Below are 26,450 nucleotides of genomic sequence, written 5' to 3' on the forward strand. Positions count from 1 at the left end.
GCCCACAGCTGGGCCTGGGATCGACCCTGGCCATGGGCGACGCGCTGGCCCTGGCGCGCGGGCTGCGGCGCACGGGCGACATCGAAGCGGGCTTCCAGGCTTACGCGCGGGAACGACGCAGGCGGGTGCAGGCCTTCCAGCTGCTGTCGCGCGCGCTCACGCCCTGTTTCCAGGCGGACCTGCCGGCGTGGTGGCGCGATCTGGCGTTCGGGCTGAGCGTGCGGATTCCGGGATTCAAGCGTTTGATGCGGGCCAGCGTCGGCGGCTGAGGCGGGCCTCGCGTGGGGAGCGCCGGGCGCGATGGTCCGCAGACCCGCCGCCTACCTCGCCATCACCGTCACCACCACATGCAGCACGAACTCCGGCCCATAGCAGGGCCGGCCGTCGCCGTGCTCCAGCCGCCAGATCGACGCCACCGTGCAGCTTTCCCTGGGCGCGGCGAACGACAGCTTCAGCCTGACGGGCTGCCCCGGCAGCGTGTCCGGCACGGCGATCTCGCGTTGCAGGCTGGCCAGGTGCACGTCCATGACGGCGTCCTGCAGGCGGCCCGCCGCGTCGCGGCGCGCGAGCACGTATTCGCCGTCCACGCGCGCGAGCCTGCGGCCGCGCCAGGGGCGGCTGCCCAGGTTCTGGATTTCCCAGACCTTCTCGAACACTTCGCCCGGCAGCACCATGCCCTGGTCGGGCATGGTCACGTCGGCGTTGAACACGGCCACGTCGCGCGGATCGTCCAGCCCCCGGGCCCGGTTGGTGGGCGCCAGCGTCGGCGCGCTTTGCGGCGCGCCCGACACGTCCGCGTAATAGCGGAACAGCAGCAGCGGCGACACGTCCAGCGCGCGCGACAGGCGCGCCAGGGTGCGCACGGACGGGTCCTGGGCGCGGCCCTCGGCCAGGGCATACAGGTGCGCGCGCGACAGGCTGGCCTCGCGGGCGATGGCGGTCATGGACTTGCCCAGCTCGCGGCCGCGCCGGGCGAGCAGCATGCGCAGGGTTTCCTGTTGCGTGACGGGCATGGTCGGCGGGTTCCGGGAATTCGATCGTTGCGATTGTTCCATCGTGCGACGCGCGCGTGGCCCGCGCGGCGAGCGCGTCGGCATTGATCGTAAAGCAAAGCAGACAGTCCGTATTCCCCCGTGGACGGGCGGCCGGGGATAGTGGCAGGCCTTGCGCGGCACCGCCGCGCGGCGGGCATTTTCTCGACCCACGGCTTATCCACAGATGACGCTTATCCACAGCGCGTCGCTTATCCACAGGAGCTTGCGCATGGCCCTTGCCGCTCACTTCACCGACGGACTGCTGCTCGGCCTGGGCCTGTTCGTCGCGCCGGGCCCGAAGGACACGCTGGTGCTGCGCCTGGGATTGGCCGGCGGCCCGCTGTGGCGCGCCGTGGCCATCTGCGTCGCCGCCGACGCGATCCAGATCGTGCTGGGCATGGCCGGGCTGGCGGCCGCGTTCTCGCGCCATCCGGCGGCGCTGTCGTTGCTGTTGCTGGCCGGCGGCGCGTATCTGCTGTGGTTCGCCGGCAGCCGCCTGCGCGCGGCCTGGCTGGGGCTGTCGGCGCAGGCCGCGCAGCACGTGGCGGCGGACCAGGGCGAGGCGCTGCGCAGCGTGGCGCGGCTCGGCTTCCTGAATCCCTATTCCTGGCTGGACACGGTCGTGCTGATCGGCCCGCTGGCGCTGGCTCGGCCGCCCGCGGGCCAGCCCTGGTTCGCGCTGGGCGCGATGGCGGCATCGCTGGCGTGGTTCGTCGTGCTGGCGCTGGCCAGCGCGCGGCTGGGCGGGGCGTTCCAGCGGGCCTGGACCTGGCGGGCGCTGGACCTGGGCGTGACGGTGATCGTCAGCATCCTGGCCGTGGATATCTTCATGGACCTGGCGCGGCGGCACTGGGCGGGCTGATCGGCGCGACAGCGCGTGGACAGGTTCCGCCGACGCGCACGATGAACCGTCACAATCCGTTCATCGCCCGCCGGCTCGCGGCGGCCTCATGGTCAGCCTCAAGCGCCGACCTGACGACGCACGGACCCGCTCAGCCATGCCCGCCCAGCAGCGCGAAATACTGCTGTTCCGCGTTGACGATGAACGCCAGCATGGCCGTCTTGATCTTGCGCGGATCGCGTTCCAGGAAGCCTTCGAGCAGCGCACGCATGCCGTCGACCACGATCTTCTGCGTGCCCGGGTCGCTCAGCGTGCCCAGCCGCACCTGCTGCGCGTGGTCGGTGAAGCGGCGGATGGTGTCCTGCAGGCGCGCGTTCTGCACGGCGCCCAGCCAGACGTCGCGGAACTCCATGTTGGCCTCGATCATCAGGGCCGCGTCGCGCTTGTCGTGGGCCTTGACGGCCTTCTGGAAGGCGCGCTTGAGCGCGGCGTCCTGGCGATCGTCCAGGATGGCGACGGCGCCGGCGGCCGCGCTGGGCTCGAGCAGGCGGCGCACTTCGAAGATCTCGTGGATGTCGTCGTTGGTCAGCGTGGGCGTGACGAAGCCGCGCGTGGTGCCGATCAGGTAGCCCTCGCTCACCAGCCGCAGCAGGGCCTGGCGCACGGGCATGCGGGTACAGTCGAATTCCTCGGCCACTTCGTAGTCCAGCACGCGGTCGTTCGGGCCGATCTCGCCGCGCTGCAGGCGCGAACGGATTTCCGCGTACACCGATTCGCTCAGCGTGGTCTGCTTGAGCGCGGTGCGGCGAGGCAATTTGACAACCTTGGCACTGTCTTGGGCCATCGTGAACTCCCGGCGGAACATGAATTCAGAATTCAAACGAGCCGGGGAATTATACGGTGGCGTGCAGGCTGCCGAAATTGCCATGGTGATAGACCAGGCTGGGTTGCAGCGCCGCGCCTTCGGCGGGCGTCACGCGCTCGACCGCGCCGATCACGATCAGGTGGCTGGCATGTTCGATCAGCTGGAACACGCGACACGAGAACGAGACCAGCGCGTCGTTAAGCACGGGCGTCTGGCCATCGGGCCGCGACCATGCGCCCAGCGCGAAGCGCGCCTCCTGGTCCAGGCCCAGCATGCCGCCAAAGGCGCGTGCCAGCCGCTCATGGCCGGCGCCCAGCACGGGGGCGGAGACGGCCAGGCCGGGCGGGAGGCCGCGGCGCGGGGCGGTGGCGCGGGGGACGGCGGCCGGCGGCGCGGCGGGCGCGGCGCTGAGCGAGCAGACGGCGGTCGCCGCCAGGCCGATAGGCGCGCCATCGGCGCCACTGGCGGCCAGCACGGTGACGGCGCCAGCCAGATGGCGCATGCCGGCGCGGAACGCCTCGGAGGAAATGCCGGCGGCCGGCGCGCGGGGCAGGGCGGGAGCGCTCATGACGAACCTCACGCGACGCGCAGGCCGGCGTCGCGCAGCAGGGGCAGGACCCGTTCGCAAAAGTAGGGCAGCTCCTGCACGTAGTTGACGAAGGTGAGCGCCGCGCCGCCGAAGCCGGCTTCGTGCATGCGCGCCAGCTCGGCCGCGATCTGCGCGGGCGTGCCGACCAGCGGATAACTGCCGGTGCCGGCGGCGAAGCGCTGCCGGTACTGCTGGTAGGCCTGCGCGTCGTGGCTGTTGGAAAAGCCCTGCTTCTGCTTCATGTGATAGTCCACCGCCGCCGTGTCTTCGTGCACGCGCGAGTAATGCTCGTAGTAGTCGCGCGCTTCCTGCTCGGTCTCGCGGCAGACCACGTGCGCGACCGTGTACACGCCGACGTCGCGCCCGGTCTTGAGCGCGCGGGCGCGCACGTCGGCGATGTGCTGGCGGCCGCCTTCGATGTCGGTAAAGGTGGTGAAGAGGTAGTCGCAATGCTGCGCGGCGAAGTCGCGGCCCGGCGGGCCAAAGGCGGCGTTCATGGTGACCGGGCGCGGCGATTGCAACGCGGCCGGCTTGGAGACCGCCTGCTTGAGCTGGTAGTAGCGGCCGTCGAAATCCAGCGGTCCCGTCGCGCTGTAGAGACGTTCCAGGATCTCGGCCCACTCGCCGGCCTGCACATAAGGCGTGTCGGTGAGCGTCTGGCCGAACATCGCAAACTCGTCGGGGTTCCAGCCGCAGACGATGTTCAGGCCGGCGCGCCCGTGGCTGATGTGATCGACCGTGGCAAGCGCCTTGGCCGCGTACAGCGGATGCACCAGCGGCACGTGCACGGTCATGAACAGCGCGATGCGCTGCGTGACGGCGGCCAGCGCGGCGGCGAAGGTGAAGGTCTCGAACGACCACTCGCGCGCCTGTGTCGTACCGCCGAAGCCCTTCCAGCGCGCGATGGGCAGGAAGAAGTCCATGCCGCCGCGATCGGCGATGACGGCGGCCTGCTGCACCTCGTCCCAGCGCGCGGCCCAGCGTTCCGGCACGGTGGTGAAGCTCAGGCCGCCATCGGCGTTGGCCGAGAACACACCCAGCTTGAATGGATTCGGGCCGCGCATGGGGTTGGGCAACAGGGCAGGGCTCGCATGCGGACGGGCGGTCGGATCGGGGATCTGGCTGGCGTGCTGGCTCATGGACGCTCCGTGGCGAAAAGGGCAGGCGGCGACTCGCCGCGAGGCGCAGGGTGGTGATCGCGCAATAAAAGAATTCTGAATTCAATTTATCGAATTGATGGCGGATTGTCGATCAGCGCAACGGCCGCCGCCATGCTCGGAATCCCTGAGGCGCCCAACCGCCCATTCACGTCCAGATGCTCGTTTACCCGCGATTTCACGCTTGCCGGCCAAAACAGGTTTGACTTTTCGCATAGGCATTCCTATGCTGAAAAAACGTACTGAATACTGAATTCAGAATAGACAAATCTGCGGCATCGGCGCCCTCGCCGCCTGCGGCACAGGAGCACCCTCCATGCTGTTTCCCTCCCTCAAGCCGATGCTGGCCGGCGACGGCTTCATCGACCTGATCTGGCTGTCGCTGGGCAGCGCGCCCATGGTGGCGTTCGCCGCGCATGCGCGGCCCGCCGCCATCGTGCTGGACCTGCAGCATGGCTTGTGGGAACGCGGCACGGTCGAGGCCGCCATCGCCTCGGCGGGCAATGTGCCGGTGATCGCCCGCTGCGCCGACAACACGCCCGCCGTCATCGCCCAGGCGCTGGATGCCGGCGCGGCCTCGGTGCTGGTGCCGCTGATCGAGACCGTGGACGACGCGCGGCGCGCGCTGGACGCCAGCCGCTACCCGCCCCACGGCAGCCGCTCCGCCGGCGGCGTGCGACCGCTGCTGGGCGGCATTGCCGCCATGCTGGACGCCGGCGCCCAGGTCGCGGTCGGCCTGATGATCGAGACCGTGACCGGCGTGGAGAACGCGGCGGCCATCGCGGCCCAGCCCGGCGTGGACTACCTGCTCATCGGCACCGGCGACCTGGCGCTGTCGCGCGGCACGTCCGACCCCGACGTGATCGCGCGCGACTGCGCCCGCGTGCTGGCGGCGGCCCGCGAGCAGGGGCTGCCCTGCGGCATCTATACCGGCAGCGCCGAGGCGGCGCGCCAGGCCCATGGCCAGGGCTACCGCATGGCGGTGGCGGCCAGCGACATCGACCTGCTCAAGCAGGGATTCCAGTCCGCCGTCACGGCGGCCCGCCTTTCCACGAGAGAAGGAGCATCGACATGCTGAAGATCCTGGCGCAAGCCCTGCAGAGCGGTTCCGTGCGCGTGGTGGACCTGAGCCAGACGCTGCACGCGCGCACGCCCATCATCCCGCTGCCGCCGCAATACGGACAGAGCGCGCCGTTCCGCCTGGACGAGATATCGAACTTCGACGAGCGCGGGCCGGCCTGGTACTGGAACAACATCTCCTGCGGCGAACACACGGGCACGCACTTCGACGCGCCGATCCACTGGATCACGGGCAAGGACTACCCGAACAACACCACCGAAACGATAGACGTGCAGAAGCTGGTGGCGCCGGCCTGCGTCATCGACGTGTCGGCGGAGGCGCGCGACAACCCTGACTACTTGCTCACCATCGAGCGCGTCGAGCAATGGGAAGCCGAGCACGGCCGCATCGCGCCGGGCAGCTGGGTGCTGATGCGCACGGACTGGTCGCTGCGCGACGATCCCGCCGCCTTTCTCAACCTGCGCGACGACGGCGCGCACACACCGGGCGGCCATCCCGATCTGCCGGCCTTCCTGGCGCGCGAGCGCGACGTGGTGGGCTGGGGCACCGAAGGCGTGGGCACCGATGCCGGGCAGGCCCATGCCTTCACGCAGCCCTTTCCCTGCCACTCGGTGATGCACGGCAACAACCGCTACGGGCTGGCCAGCCTGGTGAACCTGGACCAGCTGCCGCCCACGGGCGCGATCCTGATCACGCCGCCCTTGAAGATCCGGCGCGGTTCGGGCAGCCCGTGCCGGGTGCTGGCGCTGGTCGAGGCATAGGGCGCCGGTTCGGGTTTTTCCCAGGCTCCCGCGCGTCCGAAAACACGCTTGCGAGGTTTGACTTTTACCCGGGCCAGACCTAATCTTCACGCACAAAATAAAAACTGAATCCAGAATTCATAATCATGGGAGACAAGGCCATGAACCCCACCAGAGCATCGATCCTGACGATGCCCGATTCGCCCATCATCGATGTCTGGCGCCTGGGCCAGGGCCGCGCCGACGTCATCGGCCTGTGGGCCGGCGAGAGCGACCTGCCCACGCCCAAGGCCTACAGCGACGCGGCGGCGCAGGCGCTGGCCGCGGGCCATACCTTCTACTCGCAGAACCGCGGCATTCCCGCGCTGCGCGCGGCCATCGCCGGCTATTACGAACGCCTCTGCGGCGTGCGGCTCGATGACGAACGCATCGCCGCCACCTGCGCCGGCATGAACGCCGTGATGCTGGTGGCGCAGGCCATCGTCGAGCCGGGCGACAACGTGGTCTGCGTCACGCCGTCCTGGCCCAATATCCTGCGCGCCATCACCATCACCGGCGGCGAGGCGCGCGAAGTGGCGCTGGACCATGACGACAGCGGCTGGCATCTGGACCTGCAGCGCCTGTTCGACGCCTGCGACGGCCGCACCCGCGCCATCTACTACGCCTCGCCCGGCAACCCCACCGGCTGGATGCTCGAAGACGCGCAGCAGCGCGAGCTGCTGGCCTGGGCGCGCGAGCGCGGCATCGCCATCATCGCCGACGAGGTCTACCAGCGCATCGTCTACGACCGCCCCCACGCGCCGTCCATCCTGGAAATCGCCGCGCCGGACGACCCTGTGTTCGTGGTCAACAGCTTTTCCAAGTCCTGGGCCATGACGGGCTGGCGCATGGGCTGGCTGATCTATCCGCGCGGCATGGTCGACACCTTCGAGAAACTGATCCAGTTCAACACCAGCGGCGGCCAGGCCTTCCTGCAGGCCGGCGGCGTGGTCGCGCTGAACGAGGGCGAAGCCTTCGTGCGTACCTTCGTCGAGCGTTGCCGCGGCGGCCGCGCCATCGTGCTGGACCGGCTGGGGGCGCTGGATCGCGTGCGCATCGTGCCCAACAAGGCGTCCTTCTACGTGATGTTCGACGTGGACGGCATCGACGACTCGCTGGCGTTCTGCAAGCGCGCCGTGCACGAGGCCGGCGTCGGCCTGGCGCCGGGCATCGCCTTCGGCGCGGCGTCCGCGCGCCAGATCCGCCTGTGCTACGCGCGCAGCGACGCCCAGCTCACCGAGGCCATGGACCGCCTCTCCGCTTTCATCCGCCGCGCGCGCTGAACCGCCGCGGACCGGCCGGCCGCCTCATGCCGCGGCCGGCGCATTGCGCCGTCTTCGCTGTTCCACATACCGACAATCAGGGGAAGGTAGACCATGCAACGCAATCTCCGCGCGGCCGCGACGGCCGCGGGCTTGGCTTTGTGCGCCTGTGCGCAGGCCCAGAGCGCCAGCAACGTGACGCTGTACGGGATCATCGACCAGAGCATCCGCTACACCAATCACGTCGATGACGGCGGCGGCTCCAAGCTGCAGCTCGCCAACGGCGCCATCACCAACAGCCGCTTCGGCCTGAAGGGCGAGGAAGACCTGGGCGACGGCAGCCGCGCCGTGTTCCGCCTGGAGAACGGCTTCGATCCGCAGACCGGCATGGCCAACCAGAACGGCCGGCTGTTCGGACGCTACGCCTACGTGGGCCTGTCCAACGACCGCTGGGGCACGCTGACGGCGGGCCGCCAGGGCGCCGAGTCCTTCAACTTCTTCGGCGAGTTCGACCCGCTGACCGTGGGCAACTACATGGGCAATTCCTGGCCCTTCCTGATCACGGTCGGACGCCTGGACAACCTGCTGACCTACGCCGGCAAGTTCGGCGGCCTGAACCTGGGCCTGACCTACGGCTTCGGCAACCAGTTCGGCAGCATGCGGCGCGGCAGCTACTGGGGCGCGCGCGCATCCTACGACGCCGGCCCGCTGAGCTTTGGCGGCACCTACCAGGAAATGCGCGACCCCGACGACCGCGCCCAGCGCATGTGGGGCCTGGGCGCGCGCTACACGCTGGACGCGGCCAAGCTCTTCATCGGCTACATGGGCGGACGCGACGCCAGCGGCTTCGTCGACAGCCTGCTGAACGCGCCGACGCGCACCGTCGCGCAGGGCTCGCCCAGCGCCAACCCGCGCAAGGACATGACGCTGTACACCGGCCTGACCTACCAGGCCACGCCGCGCCTGGCGTTGACCGGCGCCTACTACTACAGCGACGCCAAGAACATCAACGGCTTCGAAGGCAACCGCGGCAAGCGCCACGCCGCCGTGCTGCTGGCCGAGTACAGCCTGTCCAAGCGCACCCAGGTGTACGGCACGGTGGACTTCAACCGGACCAGCGGCGGCGCCAACGCCGAGATGCCGAGCAAGAACAACCAGACCGGCCTGGGCGTCGGCCTGCGCCACATCTTCTGACGGCGCGCCGCGCCCGCGACATCCAAGGATCCCCATGAGCACGACACCCCAGGAACACGACAAGGCCGGCTGGCTGCTGTACCACTCGGTCGGCATGTTCCCCGGCCAGCAGGCCGCCATGCGCGCGGCGCTGGAAGGCTTCACGACCAGCTGGTGCAGGCCCGGCCTGCAACGCTGGGACGACGGCCTGGCGGCGCGCCGCCAGGTGCTGGACCTGTATGCGCGCCTGCTGCGCGCGCCGGCCGACGCGGTCTACGCGGCCGAGAACGTGACCCAGGCCTTCGCGCAGTTCGTCGGCGCGCTGGGTCGCGCACGGCTGGCCGGCAAGCGCGTGCTGATCGCCGCCGACTGCTTCCCCAGCCTGCACTACATGCTGACCGGCCTGGCGCCGCTGCTGGGCTACACGCTGGACACGGTGCCCGTGGACGCGGCCGCCGGCTACGTCACCAACGACGGCTACATCGCGCACTGGCAGGACGACGTGGCGCTGGCCATCATCACCCTGGTCACCTCGACCGCGTCCAAGCGCGCCGGCCTGCAAAGGCTGGCCGCCCATGGCCGCGCGCGGGGCAGCCTGATCGCGGTGGACATCACCCAGGCCGCCGGCATCGTCGACGTGGACGTCAGCGCCCCCGCCATCGACTTCGCCGCCACCACCACGCTCAAGTGGCTCTGCGGCGCGCCCGGCGCGGGCCTGGCCTACATCAACCCGGCGCTGCTGGACGAGCGCCTGCAGCCGCTGGTGCAGGGCTGGTTCAGCCAGCCCGATCCCTTCAACTGGGATCTGGACAAATACTCGCTGGCCACGCAGGCGCGCCGCTTCGACAACGGCACGCCGTCCTTCCTGCCCTATGTGGCCTCGGCGCCGGGATTGTCGTGGCTGCTGTCGCCGGCGGCGGACGGCATGCGCGCGCACAACCAGGCGCTGTCGCGCAAGCTGATCGCGCTGGCCGACGCCAAGGGCTACCGGCTGCGCTCGCCGCGCGAGGCGAACGAACGCGGCGGCAGCGTCATGGTCGAGCTGCCCGCGCATATCGACGCGCTGGCGCTGGAAGCGCGCCTCGCAACCGAGGGCGTGCTGGCCGACACGCGCGGCCAGGTGCTGCGCCTGTCGCCGGGCGTGCTGACGCAGGCCGCCGTGATCGATGAACTGGACCGCCTGCTGCCCGCGGCCTGAGCGCCGCGCCCTGAACTCATCCATCGCATCCATCGCACACCGCATATACACACACTAGGGGAACGCGGCATGGAATCATCCAACATCACCTCGCGCGAGGCCGGCCTGCACAAGGCGCTGACCAAGCGCCAGATCACCATGATCGCCATCGGCGGCGCCATCGGCACCGGGCTCTTCATGGGCAGCGGCATCGCCATCGGCTATGCCGGGCCGGCGGTATTGATCAGCTACGCCATCGCCGCGCTGATCGCGGTCATCATGGTGTTCAGCCTGGCCGAGATGGCGGTGGCGCATCCGTCGGCCGGATCGTTCGGCACCTACGCCGAGATGTACCTGAACCGCTGGGCCGGCTTCGTGGTGCGCTATACCTACTGGATCATCCAGGTCGTGGCCGTGGGCGGCGAGGCGGTGGCGGTGGGGCTGTACATGACCTACTGGTTCCCCGGCACGCCGGTATGGATGTGGTCGGCGGCGTTCGGGTTGATCCTGATCTACGTGAACTGCAAGTCGGTGGCCAACTTCGGCTCGTTCGAATACTGGTTCGCGCTGATCAAGGTGGCCGCCATCATGGCCTTCATCGTCATCGGGCTGGCGCACGTGTTCGGCATCGGCACCGGCCGGCCGCCGGTCGGCATGCACAACCTGACCGGGCTGGAGGGCGGCTTCATGCCGCACGGCTTCAGCGGCGTATGGATGGGCGTGTTGATGGCGATCTTCTCGTTCTACGGCGTGGAGATCGTGGCCGTGACCTCGGGCGAGGCGGAAAACCCCAAGCAGGCCATTCCGCACGCGCTCAAGTCCATGGTGCTGCGACTGACGCTGTTCTACGTGCTGGCGCTGGGCATCATGGTGGCCTACCTGCCCTGGACCGAGGCCGGCGCGAAGGTGGTGCAGCAAAGCCCCTTCGTGAAGCTGTTCGCGCACGCCGGCATCGCGCAGGCGGCGGGCATCATGAACTTCGTGGTGATCACCGCCGCGCTGTCCAGCATGAACACCAACATCTACCTGTCCTCGCGCATGCTGTTCTCGCTGTCGCGCGGCGGCTATGCGCCGGGCTTCGTCGGCAAGCTCACCGCCAACGGCACGCCGCTGCGCGCCACGCTGATCTCCGGCGCGGGCGTGCTGGCCACCACCAGCGTGTCCTTCTTCAGCCCGCACGCCTACAACTACCTGTTCGGCGTGGCGCTGTTCGGCGGCATCTTCGTCTGGATCATGATCCTGGTCACGCACCTGCGCTTCCGTCGCGCCTGGCGCGGCGCCGCGCTGCCGGTGCGCATGCCGCTGTTTCCCATCGCCCAGATCACCGGCATCGCGCTGCTGGTCGGGATCCTGGTCACGATGGGGCTGGACACCGAGTTCTGGAACATCTCGTGGATCATCGGCGTGCCATGGCTGATCGGGGTATCGCTGGCGTATGTGTTCTGGCGCCGGCGGCAGGGACCTGCCGGCGCGCCGGCGGTGGCGCGGGGGTAGGGCGTGACGCTCCCCGGGAGGCGGCGAATCCGTCGCCCCCGGGCCTCGGTCCCCGCAGTGCTGGTCTGCCAACAGGGTGGAAAAAGCAGGCTTGCCGTCGCGTTCCACAGGGAAAAGCCGCCACTTGCCCACACCCTGTCCACATCCTACGCACAGCCTGCCAACAGCTTGATCACAGACTAGCCAACAGGCTTATCCACAGGCATCCGGCCCGATTTCCCCGCAGCCGCATGGTTCCGGACGGATCCGTCCCCGTTCCTCCACAGCCTATTTTTCCTGCGCTCCGGTACAAGCCAGCGCCGCCCCCCGCTCATTAACGTAGCCCCATGGCCGTCCTCGAAGACGGCGCTCGATCAAGGGGAACATGATGAGCAAGCAAACCGCCGGCGCGCCGGTGGACCCGATCACGCTGGCCGTGGTGCGCGGCGCGCTGGAGACAGCGCAACGCGAGATGACGCTGACGCTGGAAAAGACCGGCCGCTCCAGCGTCTTCAACCTGGCGCACGACTACAGCAACGCGCTGTTCGACCATCACCCGGAAATGATCCTGCAGGGCCAGGACATCCCGATCCACCTGGGTTCGCTGATCCCGGCCATGAAGGCGGTCGCCGATTTCTTTGGCGACGACCTGCACGAAGGCGACATCATTTATCACAACGACCCGGTCTACCAGGGCAGCCACATCCTGGATTGCTGCATGTACAAGCCGGTGTTCCACGAGGGCGAGCTGGTGTTCTGGGCGGTCTGCAAGGGCCACCTGACCGATATAGGCGGCCCGGTGCCGGCCGGGTACAACCCGGATGCGCGCGACCTGTACGCCGAGGGGCTGCGGATCCCGCCGGTCAAGCTCTGGGACCGCGGCGTGCGGCGCGACGACGTGATCAACCTGCTGCTGTGCAATATGCGGGCGCGGCGCGACCAGGAAGGCGACCTGAACGCGCAGTACGGCGCCTGCCGCGTCGGCGAGCGCCACCTGCGGGCGCTGCTGGCCAAGTACGGGCTGGCCACCGTGCAGGCCGCCATCGCCGAGCTGAAGGACATGGCCGACCGGCACATGCGCTCGCTGATCGCGTCGATCCCGGATGGCACCTACCACGGCCGCGCGCGGCTGGAGGACGCCGGCCACGGCCATGGCGACATGACCATCTCGGCGGCGGTGACGGTCAATGGCGACAGCGTGCACATCCGCATCGACAGCCCGCCGCAGGTGCCGTACTTCATCAATTCCTACGCCGGCAATTCGCTGTCGGGCATCTACCTGGGCCTGATGATGTTCGCCCAGGTGCCGCCGCCCTACAACGCCGGGCTGTACCGCTGCGTGACGGTGGACCTGGGCGAATCGGGCACGCTGTGCAACGCGCGCGAGCCGGCGCCGCACGTGAACTGCACCACCACGCCGATGGAGACGCTGACCGACGCGGTGCGCCAGGCCTTCGAGGCCGCCGCGCCGGAGCGCGTGACGGCGTCCTGGGGCCATGCCAGCGGCGTCAATATCGCCGGCGTCGATCCCAAGACCGGCGAGCAGTACGTGACCATGGTGCTGGCCTCGATCATCTCGGGCGCGGGCGCCACGCGCCAGATGGACGGCTGGCACGCCTGCGGTCCGCTGTGCTGTTTCGGCGCCCTGAGCTCGGGCGACATCGAGCTGCTGGAATACGCCTATCCCATCATCATCCACCGCTATGGCCTGCAGCAGGACAGCGGCGGCGCCGGGCAGCATCGCGGCGGCAGCGGCACCGTGTGGGAAGTGGAGCCGATCGGCCACGAGATGACCGTGGTGGCCTTCGGCGAGGGCCGGCAGATTCCGACCGGGGGCGCGGCGGGCGCCTACAACTCGTTGCCCGAGCGCAAGCTGGGCCGACTGGAGCACCGCCACGCCGACGGCCAGGTCACCACGCATCGCAAGAACACCATCCTGAAGGTCGCGCCGGGCGAGCGCGCGCGCAACGTCAATCCGGGCGGAGGCGGCTACGGCGATCCCTACAGCCGCGCGCCGCTGGACGTGGCGCGCGACGTCGGCAACGGCCTGGTCTCGCGCGAGGCCGCGCAGGCCGAGTACGGCGTCGCCATCGGCGCCGACGGCCAGCCCGACCTGACCGCCACCCATGCCCTGCGCACCCGCGATCCCCGTTAAGGAGCCCACCATGCAAGGACAATATCGCCTCGGCGTGGACGCCGGCGGCACCTTCACCGATTTCGTGCTGGCGGGCCGCGACGGCAAGATCCGCCTGTTCAAGAGCGCATCGACGCCGCAGGACGGCACCCGCGCCATCGCCGCCGGCCTGGCGCAGATGGCCGAGGAACTCGGCCGCCCGGTCGAGGACATCGTGCGCGACTGCGATCTGTGCATCAATGGCACCACCGTGGCGCTGAACGCGCTGATCGAGTTGAAGGGCGTCAAGGTCGGCCTGCTGTGCACCGCCGGCCACGAGGACAGCATCGAGATCCGCCTGGGCCACAAGGAAGAGGGCTACCGCTACGACGCCGATTACCCGCCGGCGCCGCAACTGGTGCCGCGCCGGCTGCGCCTGCCAGTGCGCGAGCGCGTGCTGGCCGACGGCTCGGTGCGCCAGCCGCTGAACGAGGACGACGTGCACGCCGCCATCGAGGTCTTCAAGCGCGAGGGCGTGCAGGCGGTGGCGGTGTCCTTCGTCTGGGCGCCGGCCTATCCCGCGCATGAACAGCGCGCGCTGCGGATGGTGGCCGAGGCCATGCCGGATGTGTTCGTCTGCGCCGGCCATGAGGTTTATCCACAGGTGCGCGAATACACGCGCACGTCCACCACCATCGTCAACGCCTACCTGAGTCCGGTGATGGCGCGCTACGTGGCGCGCATCGACGACTATTTCCGCGGCCTGGGCGCGCGTGGCGCGGTGCGCTACTTCCAGTCCAACGGCGGGCTGGCGGGGGGCGAGATCATGCGCCGCCGCGCGGTCAACGCCATCAACTCCGGCCCGGCCTCGGCGCCGCAGGCGGGCCTGTACGTGGCCGCGCCCTTCGGCATCGACAACATCATCACCGTCGACATGGGCGGCACCTCGTTCGACATCACCCTGGCGCGCGGCGGCCAGACCAACCTGAACCGCAACATCGATTTCCTGCGCCACCGCATCGGCGTGCCGATGATCCACGTCGAGACGCTGGGCGCGGGCGGCGGCTCGATCGCCCACCTGAACGCCTTCGGCATGCTGGAAGTGGGGCCGCGCAGCGCCGGCGCCATGCCCGGGCCGGCCTGCTACGGCCAGGGCGGCGAGGAACCGACCGTCACCGACGCCAACATGGCGCTGGGCTACCTGCGCCCGGACGCGGTGCTGGGCGGCGCCATCCGCCTGGACCGCGAGCGCGCCGTCGCCGCCATCCGGCGCGGTGTGGCCGAGCCGCTGGGCCTGAGCCTGGAACGCGCGGCGCACGGCATCGGCACGCTGGTGAACCTGAACATGGCCAACGGCATCCGTCGCATCTCCATCGAGAACGGCTACGATCCGCGCGACTTCGCGCTGGTCTGCGCCGGGGGCGCGGCGGGCATGCACATCGCCGCGCTGGCCGAGGAAATCGGCAGCCGCAACGTGCTGGTGCCCAAGATCGCGTCCTGCCTGTGCGCCTTCGGCCAGGTGATCTCCGACGTCAAATACCACTTCCTGGCCAGCGCCGTGATGCGCCTGGATGAGCATGCCGACCTGGCGCGGCTGGACCAGCTGTTCAGCGACATGGAAGCGCGCGGCCGCGAGCTGCTGGCGGCCGACGGTTTCGCGCCGGAACGCATCAGCCTGGACCGCAAGGTCGAGATGCGCTATCAGGGCCAGATCCACGAATGCCAGGTGGACGTGCCGCCCGGCCCCGTCACCGCCGACACGCTAGGCGCGCTGCTGCGCGCGTTCCATGCGCGCCACGAGCAGCTCTACACCTATGCCGAACCGCACAACGTGGTCGAACTGGTGAACCTGGAAGTGATGGCGGCCGGCGCGGTGGACAAGCCCGCCTTGCCCGAACTGCCAAGCGGCGACGGCGATCCGGCGGCGGCGCTGGCGGACATGCGCGACATGCTGTTCGAGGGCGATGGTCCGTGGACCGCCACCCCGGTGTATGACGGCGGCAAGCTGCTGGCCGGCGACACGATCGCCGGCCCCGCGGTGATCGAGGAGCCCACCACCACCATCGTGGTGCGGCCCGGCTGGCATGCCTTGCTGCATGGCTCGGGTACGTACTTATTGACCCGCGCGGCCGGCTGATCCAGATTGGCGTTTGTTATGCACGCGGAGGGCTGCCCCGTGGACACCCGCTACGACACCGCCGGCCTGGCCGCTCCCGACCGCTCCCGCCACTGGGAGGCGGCGGTCGGAAACACCTACTTCAGCCTGCAACTGCAATTCCAGGACGCCGCGCGCTTCGAAGGCTCGCTGCGCTCCTGGCGGCTGGGCGCGCTGTCGCTGTCGCGGCTGGCCTCGTCGCCGCTGTGCTACCGGCGGCTGAAGACGCATCTGCGCGACTGCAACGATGAACAATATCTGGTGACGGTGCCGCGCCAGAGCGGCATACGCTTCGCCCAGGCCGGCCACGAAACGCTGTGCCAGCCCGGCGCGTTCCTGCTGGAACACGGCCACAGCCCGTATGAATTCTCCTATGCGCAGGACAACGCGTTGTGGGTGCTGAAGGTGCCCGGCGCCCTGCTGCGCGGCCGGCTGCGCACGCCCGACCGCTATTGCGCGCTGTCGTTCGACGCCAGCAGCGGCGCGGGCTGGTTGTTCGCGTCCTATGTGGACCTGGTCGGCCAGCAGCTCGGGCAGCAGCTGGATGGCGGCGACGGCCCGGCGCGCGAGCTCGCCGCACAGCAGTTGGTGGACCTGCTGGTCTGTTCGGTGCAGGCCGATGCGCGCGTGCTGTCCTCCAGCGATTCGGCGGTGCGCGCCGCGCACCTGTGCCGCATCGAGGACTACGCGCGCCGCCACCTGGGCGACCGCGACCTGACGCCGGAGCGTACCGCGCAGGCCTGCGGGATCTCCACGCGCTACCTGCACGCGCTGTACCGCGACGCGGGCCAGACCTTTGTCCAGTGGCTGCACGAGCAGCGCCTGGACCGTGCCGAGCAGGCGCTGCGCGGCGCCTCCATATCGGTGGCCAGCGTCGCGCATCAATGGGGCTTTGCCGACCAGTCGCATTTCTCGCGGCTGTTCAAGCGCCGTTATGGGCGCACGCCGGGTCAGGCCCGGCGCCGCCCGGACTGACGCGATGCGCGGCCGGCCATGCCGGCCACGCACCGTCTCCGTGATCTAGCCGGCCGTCGCCACCCGGCCCGCCGCCCCAGCGCACAGCCGATACACCAGCGCCGACACCACGAAGCTCGCCGGCGCCGCCAGCGTGGCCGCGAAGCCGGCCGTGTGCATCAGGGCCAGTCCGCAGATCGCGCCGGCGAACCAGCCCGTCAGGCCCGCCCGATTGAACGCCGCGCCGCCGGACGACACGGTCCCGTCATCGCCCGACAGGATGTGCACCAGCGCCACCGCGACCCAGGACACGACGAAGATGCCCTGGTAGGCCAGCGCCTGCAGCAGGTACGAGAACACGTCCAGCAGCATCAGCGCGTAGGTCACCGCACCCACCGCCACGGCCCAGACGGCCTTGGACCAACGCATGCCGGAAAAGCGCGCGAAGAAGGCCTGCATGTTGATGGTGGCCAGGTAGTAGTTGGCGGTATTGATGCGGGTCTGGGTTATCCAGACGAACAGCAGGCCGCCCAGTCCCATGAGCTTGAGCAGCGCCAGCACCACCGACACTTCCGACAGCGCCGCGTCGCTGGGAATCGTGCTGACCAGGTAGATGCCGGCCACGCCGTTGAGCAGGAAGGTCACCAGGTAGAACGGCATGCCGAAGTTGAAGCGGCTGTGGTACGCCTGATCCTCGCGCTTGCCGAAACGCGCGTAGTCGAAGGTGAACATCATCAGGATCCACACGCCCATGTAGTACACGAACGCGTCCCACCAGCCGCCATCCACGGGGCCGCTGGCGGGACCGAAGGACAGCCAGGCGTCGCTATAGCCGTATTCGCGCGTGGCCATCACCACGGCCAGCAGCAGGCCCAGCAGATAGAAGGGCAGCAGCACGCCGTTGAACTTGTCCAACCAGCGCTGCACGCTGCCGAAGATCAGCAGCACGCTGTAGATCACCACCGCCAGCGCCACCAGCCAGTACGGCACGGCGGGATAGAGATGGTGCGCCGCCACGGCGATGACCGCGCCTTCGAACACCGCGTAGTAGATGGCGGTGGCGAAGAAGATCAGCGTGGCCAGCGCCGCGCCGGACGTTCCGAACAGCTTGCGCGAGAACAGCGCCACCGACAGGCCGGTGCGGATCGCGTAGCGGCTGATGATGCCGTTGACGATGCCATAGCAGACCACCGACAGCGCCATGCCGATGATGGCGTTGCGCGCGCCGTACTTCAGCGCCAGCGTCGCCCCCACGACGATATAGAACATCGCGCTGCACACGGCCCACCACGCCATGGTGAGCGAATAGCGGGGCATGCGGTCGGCATCGGCGACGGCATGCAGGGAATTGTCCGTCTCGTCGGACGGTTTGTTGCGGACCAGGTTGGCCATGATCGATCTCCCGGCGGGAAACAGTGCTGCGATGAATGAAGCGACGGATGCTGCGTGCCTTGCTGCGGTTCAACTGCTACGGACGCGCCGACGCGCGCAACCCGTGCTGCGGGCTGCGACGTGGAACGTGAAAGAAAGCGGGGAAAACGCGCCGCTCAGGGCGCGGTCGAGGATGCCGGCGTCTTAACCGCTGAGCGCCTGCCGCAAACGGTCGTAGCGGGCGTGGTGCTCACGCCTGGCGGCCAGCGCCTGCTCCAGCGTCACCTTTTCGAAGCGCGCGCTCTGGTTGGGCTGCATCTGTCCGACCTTGTCCATGTCGGCGCTGATGACCGTGCCGATCATGGCGTAGCCGCCGCCGGACACCGCGTCGCGGTGCAGGATAATGGGCTCCACGCCGGCCGGCACCTGGATCGAGCCGATGGGATAGCAGGCGTCGACGATGTTGGACGGATCCGCGCCCGCGCCGAAGGGCTGCTCGCGCCCGCGAAAGCGCAACGCGCGGCCCTGCTTGTAGCGATAGCCGATACGGTCGGCCTCGGACGTGACGGTCCAGGCATCCTGATAGAACGTGGCGGCCGATTCCGGTTCCAGCCGATGGTCGTACAGCCCCGGCAATACGCGCAGCGTCTGCGTCTTGGGACAGTGCGCCGCCAGGTCCAGGGGCAATTCGCGCCCGGCCCGCGCGCGCGGCGAGGGTTGGCCAATGGCCAGCTTGTCGCCGGCCTTGAGTCGGCGGCCCTCATGTCCGCCAATGGCGCCCAGCGTATAGGTCGAGCGGCTGCCCAGCACCACCGGCACGTCGATGCCGCCGGCCACGGCCAGGCAGGCGCGCGCGCCCGCCGAGACGAACTCGAACGACAGGCGGCTGCCGGCGGGCACGGCCAGCGCCGTGTTGCAGGGCATGGGCTTGCCATCGATCTTCGGCGCCATGGTGGCGCCGGTCACGGCGATCAGCGCGGCGCGGTGGAACAGCAGTTCCGGGCCCAGCAGCGTGCATTCCAGCACCGCCGCGTCCTCGGCATTGCCCACCAGCAGGTTGGCCGCCGCCAGCGCATACTGGTCCAGCGCGCCGGACGGCGGAATGCCCAGGTGGTAGTAGCCCTGGCGGCCCTTGTCCTGCACCGAGGTGGCCAGTCCGGGCTTGAGGACTTCGATGTGGAAAGCGTCAGCCATGTAGCGTCTCCAGCAGGCGGGCGTTGCACGATTGCGGCGCTCGCAGGAATTCCGCGAGCGAGAAGGACACCGGACGGATGCGCAGCGCGAAACTGCCGTCCTCGACCTGGGCCTCGGCCCGGTCGTATTCCTCGCGGTTGATGGGCTTGAACTTGACGATGTCGCCGGGCCGGAAGAACACCATCGAATCGCGCAGATGCGCCAGGCGCTGGCTGGGCTCGAAGATCGGCGCGGGCGTCACGCCGAACATCTGATAGCCGCCGGCGCCGCGCACGGAATAGATGCAGCCGAAGCAACCGCCATGTCCCACTGTGTGCTTGGGCGTGTCGGTGCGAGGCCGCAGGTACTTCGGCACCTGCAGCTGGCGCTCGCGCTCGACCATCTGGAACATGAAGGGCAGGCCGGCCACGAAACCCACCATGGAAACGAACCAGGGCGAGCCGGCATGCGCGTCGATGAAGGCCTGCACCGACGCAAAGCCGTTGATGCGCGCGGCGTATTCCAGGTCGGTGGATGCCGGGTCCTGGTGCCGCTCGCGAAAGCGCATCAGTGTCTCGTGCGTCCAGGGATCGTTGTAGTAGACCGGGACTTCGATGATGCGCGTGTCCAGGCTGAGGTTGGCCGTGTCGATGCCGTCCTCCAGCTCGCGCAGCAGGGCCAGCAGCGCGTCGGGCGCGATGCGGTCGGGGTCGTAGCGCACCTGATAGGACGCGTTGGCCGGGCAGATCTCAGTCACGCCGTCGACCGCGCGCTCGCGCAGCGCGCGGGCGATGGCCATGCCCTTGAAGAAGGATTCCAGCGACATGTCCTCGCTGATCTCGGCGAAGATGAATTCGTCGCCGCCATGGGTGTAGCGCACGCTCATCGCTGCTCCTCCCGATCCGCCCGCATCCAGGCTTCCAGCCAGTTCGTGTGGTAGTTGCCCGCCGCCACCTCGGGATCCTGCGCCAGCGCGCGGTGCAGCGCCAGCGTGGAATGCACGCCGTCCAGCTCGACCTCGTCCAGCGCCCGCGACAGCCGCGACAACGCCGCGCCACGGTCTTCGTCCCAGACGATGAGCTTGGCCAGCAGCGAATCGTAGTAGGGCGAAACGGTGCAGCCCGGATACAGCATGGAATCCACGCGCACGCCCGGTCCGCCCGGCCAGCGCAGCTGATCGACGCGCCCCGGGCTAGGCGCGAAATTGCGCTGCGGGTCTTCCGCGTTCAGCCGGCATTCGATGGCCGCGCCGCGCAGCTGGATATCCTGCTGGCGCCAGCGCAGCGACTCGCCATCGGCGATGCGCAGCATCTCGCGCACCAGGTCCACGCCGGTCACGGCCTCGGTGATGGGATGCTCTACCTGGATGCGCGTGTTCATCTCGATGAAATAGAAATCCTGCGCGCCACGGCTGTCGTCGTACAGGAACTCCAGCGTGCCGGCGCCGCGATAGCCCACCGAGCGCGCCAGCTGCGCGGCCGATTCGCACAGGCGCTGGCGCGTGGCGGCGTCCAGCGCGGGCGAGGGCGCTTCCTCGAACACCTTCTGGCGACGCCGCTGCAACGAGCATTCGCGTTCATACAGATGGATGGCGTTCTTGCCGTCTCCCAGCACCTGCACTTCGATGTGCCGCGCGCGCGGCAGATAGCGTTCCAGGTAGACGCCGCCATAGCCGAACGCCGCCTGCGCCTCGGCCTGGGCCTGCGGCATCTGCGCGCGCAGTTCGCCCTCGTCCTGCACCACGCGGATGCCGCGCCCGCCGCCGCCGGCAGCGGCCTTGATCATCAGCGGATAGCCCATGCCCGCGGCATGCGTCAGCGCTTCATCGAGCGAGGACACCACGCCCGCGCTACCGGGCACGGTGGGCACGCCTGCGGCTTGAGCGCAGGCGCGCGCGGCGGCCTTGTCGCCCATTTTCCGTATGGTGTCCGCATCCGGGCCGACAAAGATCAGGCCCGCGTCGCTGACCGCCTGAGCGAAGGCGGCGTTCTCGGACAGGAAGCCGTAGCCGGGATGCACGGCCTGCGCGCCGGTTTCGCGCGCGGCCTTCAACACGGCGTCCACGTTCAGGTAGCTGCGCGTGGCATGGGCCGGGCCGATGTGCACGGCCTCGTCCGCCATGCGCGTGGCCAGCGCGTCGCGGTCGGCGTCGCTGTAGACCGCCACGCTGCGCATGCCGAGTTCGCGGGCGGCGCGAATCACGCGCAAGGCGATTTCGCCACGGTTGGCCACCAGCAACTTGTGGATGCGGCGCGGGCGATAGGAAGTGTCGATCACGGACATGAAACGCTTACTCCTTGATGCGCAGCAGCGGCTGGCCAATATCCACCGGGTCGCCATCTTCAGCCAGGAAGGCCTCGACCACGCCGGCGACCGGTGTTTCCACCTGGTTGAACTGCTTCATCACCTCGACGATGCCGATCACATCGCCCGCCGCGACCGTCGCGCCAGGCTCGACGAAAGGCGGCGCGTCGGGGCTGGGCCGGCGATAGAACGTGCCGGGCAAGGGGCTGGGGATTTCCTGTGACGACATGGTTTTCTCCTTGGAATATTCGTATGGGCTGCGAGCGCGCCGACAGCGCGTGAATGCACGGGAGCGCCTGGGTTCAAGGCCCGGTGACGCTGGGCGGCGCGACATGGATGCCGGCCTCGTCCAGCGCCGCGCGCGTGGCGCGCACCAGCGCCAGCGCGCCCGGCGTGTCGCTGTGGATGCACACGGAATCGAAGTCGATGGCAATGTCCTGGCCGTCAACGGTGCGGACCTTGCCGTCGACGCAGGCGCGCAGCACCTTGGCGGCGACCTTGTCCGGGTCCAGCGGCTGCGGGCGGCGGGTGAAGACGATGGAGCCGCTGGCGTCGTAGTCGCGGTCGGCATAGAACTCACGCACGACGGGCTGATTCAATTCGCGCGCGATGCGGCAGGTCACCGAGTTTTCCATGCAGTACAGAGCCAGCGTCGGCTCCAGTTCGCGCAGCGTCTCGACCAGCCGGCGCGACAGCGCCTCGTCGCGCGCGGCCAGCATGTACAGCGCGCCATGCGGTTTCACATGCTGCAGGCGCAGCCCATGCAGGCGGGCGAATTCGCGCAGCGCCCCCAGCTGGTAGACGATGTCGTGGACCAGGGTATCGGCGCTTTCGCGCAGGTCGCGGCGGCCGAAGCCGACCAGGTCGCGAAAGCCGGGATGGGCGCCAATGCATACGCCATGCTCGCGCGCCAGCAACACGGTGCGGTTCATGATGTTGGGATCGCCGGCGTGAAAGCCGGTGGCGATATTGGCCGAGCTGATCAGCGGCATGATGGCGTCGTCCACGCCGTCTCCGATGGTCCATGGGCCGAATCCTTCGCCCATGTCGGAATTCAGGTCGATGCTCCGCTTGCGCATTGTGGAATGTCTCCGTCTTGTTGCGGGCCGCGTGTGGCGCGGCGCTTGACGTGAACAGTAGCCAAGGCGGACGGGGATAAAAAGTTCTTTTTATTGATCGTTCAGTATCTGAAATTCAGATACGACGCAGTTGCGACGAAGCGTATCAATTTGGCCTTTCCCTATGAAAACCAAGGGAAATCCCTAGATTTTGGTTTCTGGCTCCAGCCAGGATTAATAGATATTCTGCGTTCTGGATATCGATTAATCAGATAGCACCCTCCATGTCGATCACGCTGCGCCAGCTCAAGTACTTCGTCGCCGCGGCCGAACTGGGCCAGATTTCGCAAGCGGCGATCCAGCTGGCGATCTCCCAGTCCGCCGTCACCAGCGCCATCCGCGAGCTGGAGGAAACCGTGGGCGCGGCGCTGTTCGAACGCAGCGCCCACGGCGTGACGCTGACGCATAGCGGCCGAGGCTTTCTCAACCACGCCTACAACATCCTGTCCTCGGTCGACGAGGCGTTGCGCATGCCGAGCGCGGCCGAGGACGTGTCGGGCCGCCTGCTATTGGCCGCGTCCTATACCGTCATCGGCTATTTCCTGCCGTATCACCTGCAGCGGCTGTCGCAGCTGTATCCGCGGCTGGACATTCAGCTGCACGAGCTGAACCGCAGCGCGATCGAGGAAGGCTTGATCGCCAACCGCTACGACATGGCGGTGCTGCTGACGTCCAACGTGGCCAACCCGGACCTGGCGGTCGAGCATTTCTTCGGTTCGCCCCGGCGGTTATGGCTGCCGGCCCGGCATCCCTTGCTGGAACGCGATACCGTCACGCTGGAAGACGTGGCGCGCGAGCCCTTCATCATGCTGACGGTGGACGAGGCAGCCTATACGGCGCTGCGCTACTGGAACGAAACGCCATTCAAGCCGGACGTGCGGCTGCGCACCTCGTCCGTCGAAGCAGTGCGCAGCATGGTGGCCAACGGCAGCGGCGTGGCGGTGCTGTCGGACATGGTCTACCGGCCCTGGTCGCTGGAAGGGCGGCGCATCGAAACGATCCAGCTCAAGGACCCGATTCCGCCGATGAACGTGGGACTGGCCTGGCGCAAGGGCGCGGAGATATCGCCCGCGATGCGGGCGGTGCGCGAGTATTTCCGGCATGCCTATACGGCGCAACGGGTAGGCCAGGCTTGATTATGAGCAATAGCTCATATTAAGAGAACAAGCCACTCAGGAAGAACGGCCACTCCCATCCCGCCCTCCGCCGAATCTTTCACGCGCCAACCGGTTGCTCGCCAGCGACTTCGCGTACACGGACGCCGGCCGTATCCGCTGCGCCAGGGCATACCCCGTGATGCAGGCCAGCATCAGCGGCAGCATCACCTCATAGCTCAGCGTCATCTCGAAGATCATCAGGATGGACATCAGCGGCGCATAGGTCGTGGCGGCCAGCATCGCCCCCATGCCGACCACGGCATAACTGGCGGGCGTGGACACCGCGCCCGGCGGCAGCAGGGCCTGCAAGCCCATGCCATAGAGCGAACCCAGCGCCGCGCCGACGAACAGGGTAGGCGTGAACACGCCGCCGACCGCGCCCGAACCGGCGCTGGCCGCCGTGGCGATGATCTTCAACAGCAGAATGGCGGCGACCGCCGACCAGGCCCATTGCGTATGCAGCATGCTGTTGACCACGCTGTAGCCATTGCCCCAGACCTCGGGCTTGTACAGCGACAACGCGCCGACGATCAGGCCGCCCAGCGCCATGCGGGTCCACAACGGCGCGGGCAGGCGGCCAAAGCCGGCGCGCGACAGGTCGAGCAGGCGCAGGAACTGCGGCGCCAGCAGGCCGGCCAACAGGCCCAGTCCCAGATAGCTGGCCACTTCCCAGCCGGACACGAAGTCGAAGGGCGGCATGTGGAACACCGCGTCGTAGTGCAGGATCTGCCGCGTCACGATATTGGCCACGACCGAGGCCACCACCAGCGGCACCAGCGTGGCAGAGGAAATCACGCCATAGACGATCTCGGAAATGAACAGGGCGCCGGCGATGGGCGCGTTGTAGGCGGCGGTGATGCCGGCCGTCGCGCCGCAAGCCACCAGCAGGCGCAATTGCCGTGGCGGCAGGACCAGAAAGCGGCCGCTCAATGAGGACAGCATCGCCGCCAGCTGCACCATAGGCCCTTCGCGCCCGATGGAAGCGCCGGATCCGATGGAAAACAGCGAGGACACACTGCGCGCCAAGGTCTGGCGAAAGCCGATAACGCCGCGCCCGACGGCGATGGCTTCCATGTAGTCGGCCGCGCCGCGCCTGGGCAGCCAGCGCGAGGCCAGCTGCAGGACCAGGCCGGCCAGCGCGCCGCCGGCCGCCGGCAACAGCAGCCGCTGCCAGGACTCCAGGCCGCGTGCCAGATAGACCATGCCATGCGGCGTGTCCTCTCCGCCCAGCACCACCTGTATCCAGGAAAGCAGCTCGCGGAACACCACGGTGGCCAGCGCGCCCAGCAGTCCCATCAAGGCGGCTGTGAACAAGGTGTAGGGCAGGTTTTCGGCCACCAATTGGCCGCGCAACGCGCCGGCCCAGCGGAATTTTCCGATTCGAATTTCTTTTGCCATGGCCGGAATTCTACGGCGGACGCTGCTCACTTTTTGTTCAGCGGACCGTCAACCGAGCGCGCGCATGGGGCCTGGAATGCCTGCCCGCGAACGCGCCTCACAGGGCTTTCTGGAGGCTCCCAGGGGGTGAAAAACAGGATGGGCAAAGCGGGTTTTTCAGGGGTAAAAATGGCGATCCGGAGCCTGTCCGGCAAGAATCAGCCTGTGGATAACTACTGGGGCGCGTTGTTGTGCACATGTTGTGGAGGCAAGTTGAACAAGCGGGGGTTTTGGCGGGGTCGCCAAATCTTGTCCAACTTCGACTTTTTTCCCACACAGAGTTCTTGCACAGCCAAAAACCGTCCTAAAGCTATGAAAAAAAACAGGTTTTCAAGGTTAAGGTAGTTATCCACAGGCCTTATTAATCATTAGTCTTTATATAAAGAGAACTACAGGGAAAAGACAAACATGCTCTCTTTCACCTCCCAGCCACTCCCCCCCGGACTTCGTCCATGCGCATCCTTCTGATAGAAGACGAAGCTGAACTTGCCCGCTGGTTGGCACGCAGCCTGGCCCGTCACGCGGGTTTCGTTGTGGAATGGGCAGATGACGGGCTGGTTGCCGAACGGCGTTTGGCAATGGAAGAATTCGACGCGGTCGTGCTCGACCTGGGATTGCCGGGCATGGATGGCCATTCCTTGCTGGCCAGGATGCGCGCGCGCGACGATCGAACGCCGGTGCTGGTCCTCACTGCGCGCGACTCACTCGCCGAAAAAATCGGCACGCTGCATGAAGGCGCCGATGATTTCCTGCCAAAACCCTTTGTTGTGGAAGAGTTGGAGGCGCGTTTGATCGCGCTGATCCGGCGCAGCCGAGGACGCGAACGTCCGCGGCACATCCTGGGAAACCTGGTTTTCGATACCGCTACGCAAAAATTCACGGTCCACGGACAGCCCCTGCAGTTATCCCCACGTGAACACGCGGTGCTGCGCACGCTGATCCAGAAAAGCGGCGAACCGATCAACAAGCAGCAGATCCTGGACCGGATCCTGACCGACGATGCGGACATCAACCTGGAAGCGATCGAAGTGCTGGTCCACCGCTTGCGCAAGAAATTGGCGGATACCGGTGTGCAGATCGTGACCATGCGCGGCATGGGCTACTGCCTGGAGAACGCTGTTGACAACCCGTAGTACGGAAAAAATCGACGCGAAAAACAGCCTGCCGGCACAGGGCAGGCGCCCCCGGACGCTGAAAACGCAGTTGCTCTGGTGGCTGATTCCGACGCTGGTCCTGG

Annotated in this window: 23 protein-coding genes and 1 pseudogene; 13 read left to right on the top strand and 11 right to left on the bottom strand. The window is 68.1% G+C overall.

From position 1 onward, the window contains the following. Positions 1–269, top strand: a pseudogene (locus tag KDH83_RS32460) (FAD-dependent monooxygenase); the annotation flags it as partial. Positions 270–320: 51 nt separating this feature from the next. Here the strand turns inward: KDH83_RS32460 and KDH83_RS04735 are convergent. Beyond that, a complete protein-coding gene (locus KDH83_RS04735; protein ID WP_249204854.1) occupies positions 321–1,013 on the bottom strand; it encodes an NBR1-Ig-like domain-containing protein in 693 nt (230 codons plus the stop codon). A 250-nt stretch (positions 1,014–1,263) separates the two neighbouring features. On the opposite strand from KDH83_RS04735, the gene KDH83_RS04740 reads away from it, so the two are divergent. Then, complete coding sequence (locus KDH83_RS04740) at positions 1,264–1,896, top strand: LysE family transporter (RefSeq protein ID WP_212313141.1); 633 nt, start codon at positions 1,264–1,266, stop codon at positions 1,894–1,896. 130 nt (positions 1,897–2,026) lie between these two features. Here KDH83_RS04740 and KDH83_RS04745 read toward each other — a convergent pair whose 3' ends face one another. The 3 genes from KDH83_RS04745 to KDH83_RS04755 are packed head-to-tail and all read right to left on the bottom strand — an operon-like array spanning position 2,027 to position 4,468. Beyond that, positions 2,027–2,719: a GntR family transcriptional regulator gene (locus KDH83_RS04745; RefSeq protein WP_212313143.1), complete on the bottom strand. Its 693-nt coding sequence runs from the start codon at positions 2,717–2,719 to the stop codon at positions 2,027–2,029. A 49-nt stretch (positions 2,720–2,768) separates the two neighbouring features. Continuing rightward, positions 2,769–3,308 carry a flavin reductase family protein gene (locus tag KDH83_RS04750; RefSeq protein ID WP_212313145.1) on the bottom strand — a complete coding sequence of 180 codons (540 nt, stop codon included), beginning with the start codon at positions 3,306–3,308 and terminating at the stop codon, positions 2,769–2,771. 8 nt (positions 3,309–3,316) lie between these two features. Continuing rightward, on the bottom strand, positions 3,317–4,468 hold the full coding sequence (locus tag KDH83_RS04755; RefSeq protein WP_212313147.1) for an LLM class flavin-dependent oxidoreductase: 1,152 nt from the start codon (positions 4,466–4,468) through the stop codon (positions 3,317–3,319). A gap of 334 nt (positions 4,469–4,802) precedes the next feature. Here KDH83_RS04755 and KDH83_RS04760 point away from each other — a divergent pair, with 334 nt between their 5' ends. The 9 genes from KDH83_RS04760 (at position 4,803) to KDH83_RS04800 (ending at position 16,674) form a co-directional block, all read left to right on the top strand. Continuing rightward, positions 4,803–5,564, top strand: a complete 762-nt coding sequence (locus KDH83_RS04760; RefSeq protein WP_212313149.1) for an aldolase/citrate lyase family protein — start codon at positions 4,803–4,805, stop codon at positions 5,562–5,564. Further along, positions 5,558–6,328 (top strand): cyclase family protein, encoded by a 771-nt coding sequence (locus tag KDH83_RS04765; protein ID WP_212313151.1) that lies wholly within the window; start codon positions 5,558–5,560, stop codon positions 6,326–6,328. The genes KDH83_RS04760 and KDH83_RS04765 overlap by 7 nt, the downstream gene beginning before the upstream one ends. Before the next feature lie 140 nt (positions 6,329–6,468). Then, positions 6,469–7,629 (top strand): pyridoxal phosphate-dependent aminotransferase, encoded by a 1,161-nt coding sequence (locus KDH83_RS04770; protein ID WP_212313153.1) that lies wholly within the window; start codon positions 6,469–6,471, stop codon positions 7,627–7,629. Positions 7,630–7,722: 93 nt separating this feature from the next. Further along, the gene (locus KDH83_RS04775; protein ID WP_212313155.1) at positions 7,723–8,802 is read left to right on the top strand and encodes a porin; all 1,080 of its coding nucleotides are present in this window, start codon (positions 7,723–7,725) and stop codon (positions 8,800–8,802) included. A gap of 34 nt (positions 8,803–8,836) precedes the next feature. Continuing rightward, positions 8,837–9,979: an aminotransferase class V-fold PLP-dependent enzyme gene (locus KDH83_RS04780; RefSeq protein WP_212313158.1), complete on the top strand. Its 1,143-nt coding sequence runs from the start codon at positions 8,837–8,839 to the stop codon at positions 9,977–9,979. 69 nt (positions 9,980–10,048) lie between these two features. Further along, complete coding sequence (locus KDH83_RS04785; RefSeq protein ID WP_212313159.1) at positions 10,049–11,452, top strand: amino acid permease; 1,404 nt, start codon at positions 10,049–10,051, stop codon at positions 11,450–11,452. 367 nt (positions 11,453–11,819) lie between these two features. Continuing rightward, on the top strand, positions 11,820–13,586 hold the full coding sequence (locus KDH83_RS04790; RefSeq protein WP_212313160.1) for a hydantoinase B/oxoprolinase family protein: 1,767 nt from the start codon (positions 11,820–11,822) through the stop codon (positions 13,584–13,586). 10 nt (positions 13,587–13,596) lie between these two features. Next, positions 13,597–15,681, top strand: coding sequence for a hydantoinase/oxoprolinase family protein (locus KDH83_RS04795; RefSeq protein ID WP_212313161.1), 2,085 nt, complete (start codon positions 13,597–13,599; stop codon positions 15,679–15,681). A gap of 39 nt (positions 15,682–15,720) precedes the next feature. After that, the gene (locus tag KDH83_RS04800) at positions 15,721–16,674 is read left to right on the top strand and encodes a helix-turn-helix domain-containing protein (RefSeq protein ID WP_349291601.1); all 954 of its coding nucleotides are present in this window, start codon (positions 15,721–15,723) and stop codon (positions 16,672–16,674) included. Between the two features lie 45 nt (positions 16,675–16,719). On the opposite strand, the gene KDH83_RS04805 is transcribed toward KDH83_RS04800, so the two are convergent. The 6 genes from KDH83_RS04805 to KDH83_RS04830 form a co-directional block, all read right to left on the bottom strand. Then, on the bottom strand, positions 16,720–18,045 hold the full coding sequence (locus KDH83_RS04805) for an allantoin permease (RefSeq protein ID WP_212313163.1): 1,326 nt from the start codon (positions 18,043–18,045) through the stop codon (positions 16,720–16,722). Between the two features lie 183 nt (positions 18,046–18,228). Then, positions 18,229–19,218, bottom strand: coding sequence for a biotin-dependent carboxyltransferase family protein (locus KDH83_RS04810; protein WP_212313164.1), 990 nt, complete (start codon positions 19,216–19,218; stop codon positions 18,229–18,231). Next, complete coding sequence (locus tag KDH83_RS04815) at positions 19,211–20,083, bottom strand: carboxyltransferase domain-containing protein (RefSeq protein ID WP_212313166.1); 873 nt, start codon at positions 20,081–20,083, stop codon at positions 19,211–19,213. Before KDH83_RS04815 ends, KDH83_RS04810 begins: the two co-directional genes overlap by 8 nt. Next, positions 20,080–21,480 (bottom strand): acetyl-CoA carboxylase biotin carboxylase subunit, encoded by a 1,401-nt coding sequence (locus KDH83_RS04820; RefSeq protein WP_212313167.1) that lies wholly within the window; start codon positions 21,478–21,480, stop codon positions 20,080–20,082. The genes KDH83_RS04815 and KDH83_RS04820 overlap by 4 nt, the downstream gene beginning before the upstream one ends. A gap of 7 nt (positions 21,481–21,487) precedes the next feature. After that, entirely contained in the window at positions 21,488–21,730 is a 243-nt protein-coding gene (locus tag KDH83_RS04825) for an acetyl-CoA carboxylase (RefSeq protein WP_103271774.1), read from the bottom strand. A 73-nt stretch (positions 21,731–21,803) separates the two neighbouring features. Then, positions 21,804–22,580, bottom strand: coding sequence for a 5-oxoprolinase subunit PxpA (locus KDH83_RS04830; RefSeq protein ID WP_212313168.1), 777 nt, complete (start codon positions 22,578–22,580; stop codon positions 21,804–21,806). Between the two features lie 263 nt (positions 22,581–22,843). Here KDH83_RS04830 and KDH83_RS04835 point away from each other — a divergent pair, with 263 nt between their 5' ends. Beyond that, positions 22,844–23,755, top strand: coding sequence for a LysR family transcriptional regulator (locus KDH83_RS04835; protein WP_212313169.1), 912 nt, complete (start codon positions 22,844–22,846; stop codon positions 23,753–23,755). 36 nt (positions 23,756–23,791) lie between these two features. Here KDH83_RS04835 and KDH83_RS04840 read toward each other — a convergent pair whose 3' ends face one another. Then, on the bottom strand, positions 23,792–25,174 hold the full coding sequence (locus KDH83_RS04840) for a ClcB-like voltage-gated chloride channel protein (protein ID WP_212313170.1): 1,383 nt from the start codon (positions 25,172–25,174) through the stop codon (positions 23,792–23,794). Between the two features lie 491 nt (positions 25,175–25,665). Between KDH83_RS04840 and KDH83_RS04845 the strand changes: the two genes are divergently transcribed. Continuing rightward, positions 25,666–26,346, top strand: a complete 681-nt coding sequence (locus tag KDH83_RS04845) for a response regulator (protein WP_212313171.1) — start codon at positions 25,666–25,668, stop codon at positions 26,344–26,346. Positions 26,347–26,450 lie beyond the last annotated feature (104 nt).

The organism is Achromobacter sp. Marseille-Q0513, assembly GCF_018195695.1.
Taxonomy (GTDB): domain Bacteria; phylum Pseudomonadota; class Gammaproteobacteria; order Burkholderiales; family Burkholderiaceae_B; genus Achromobacter.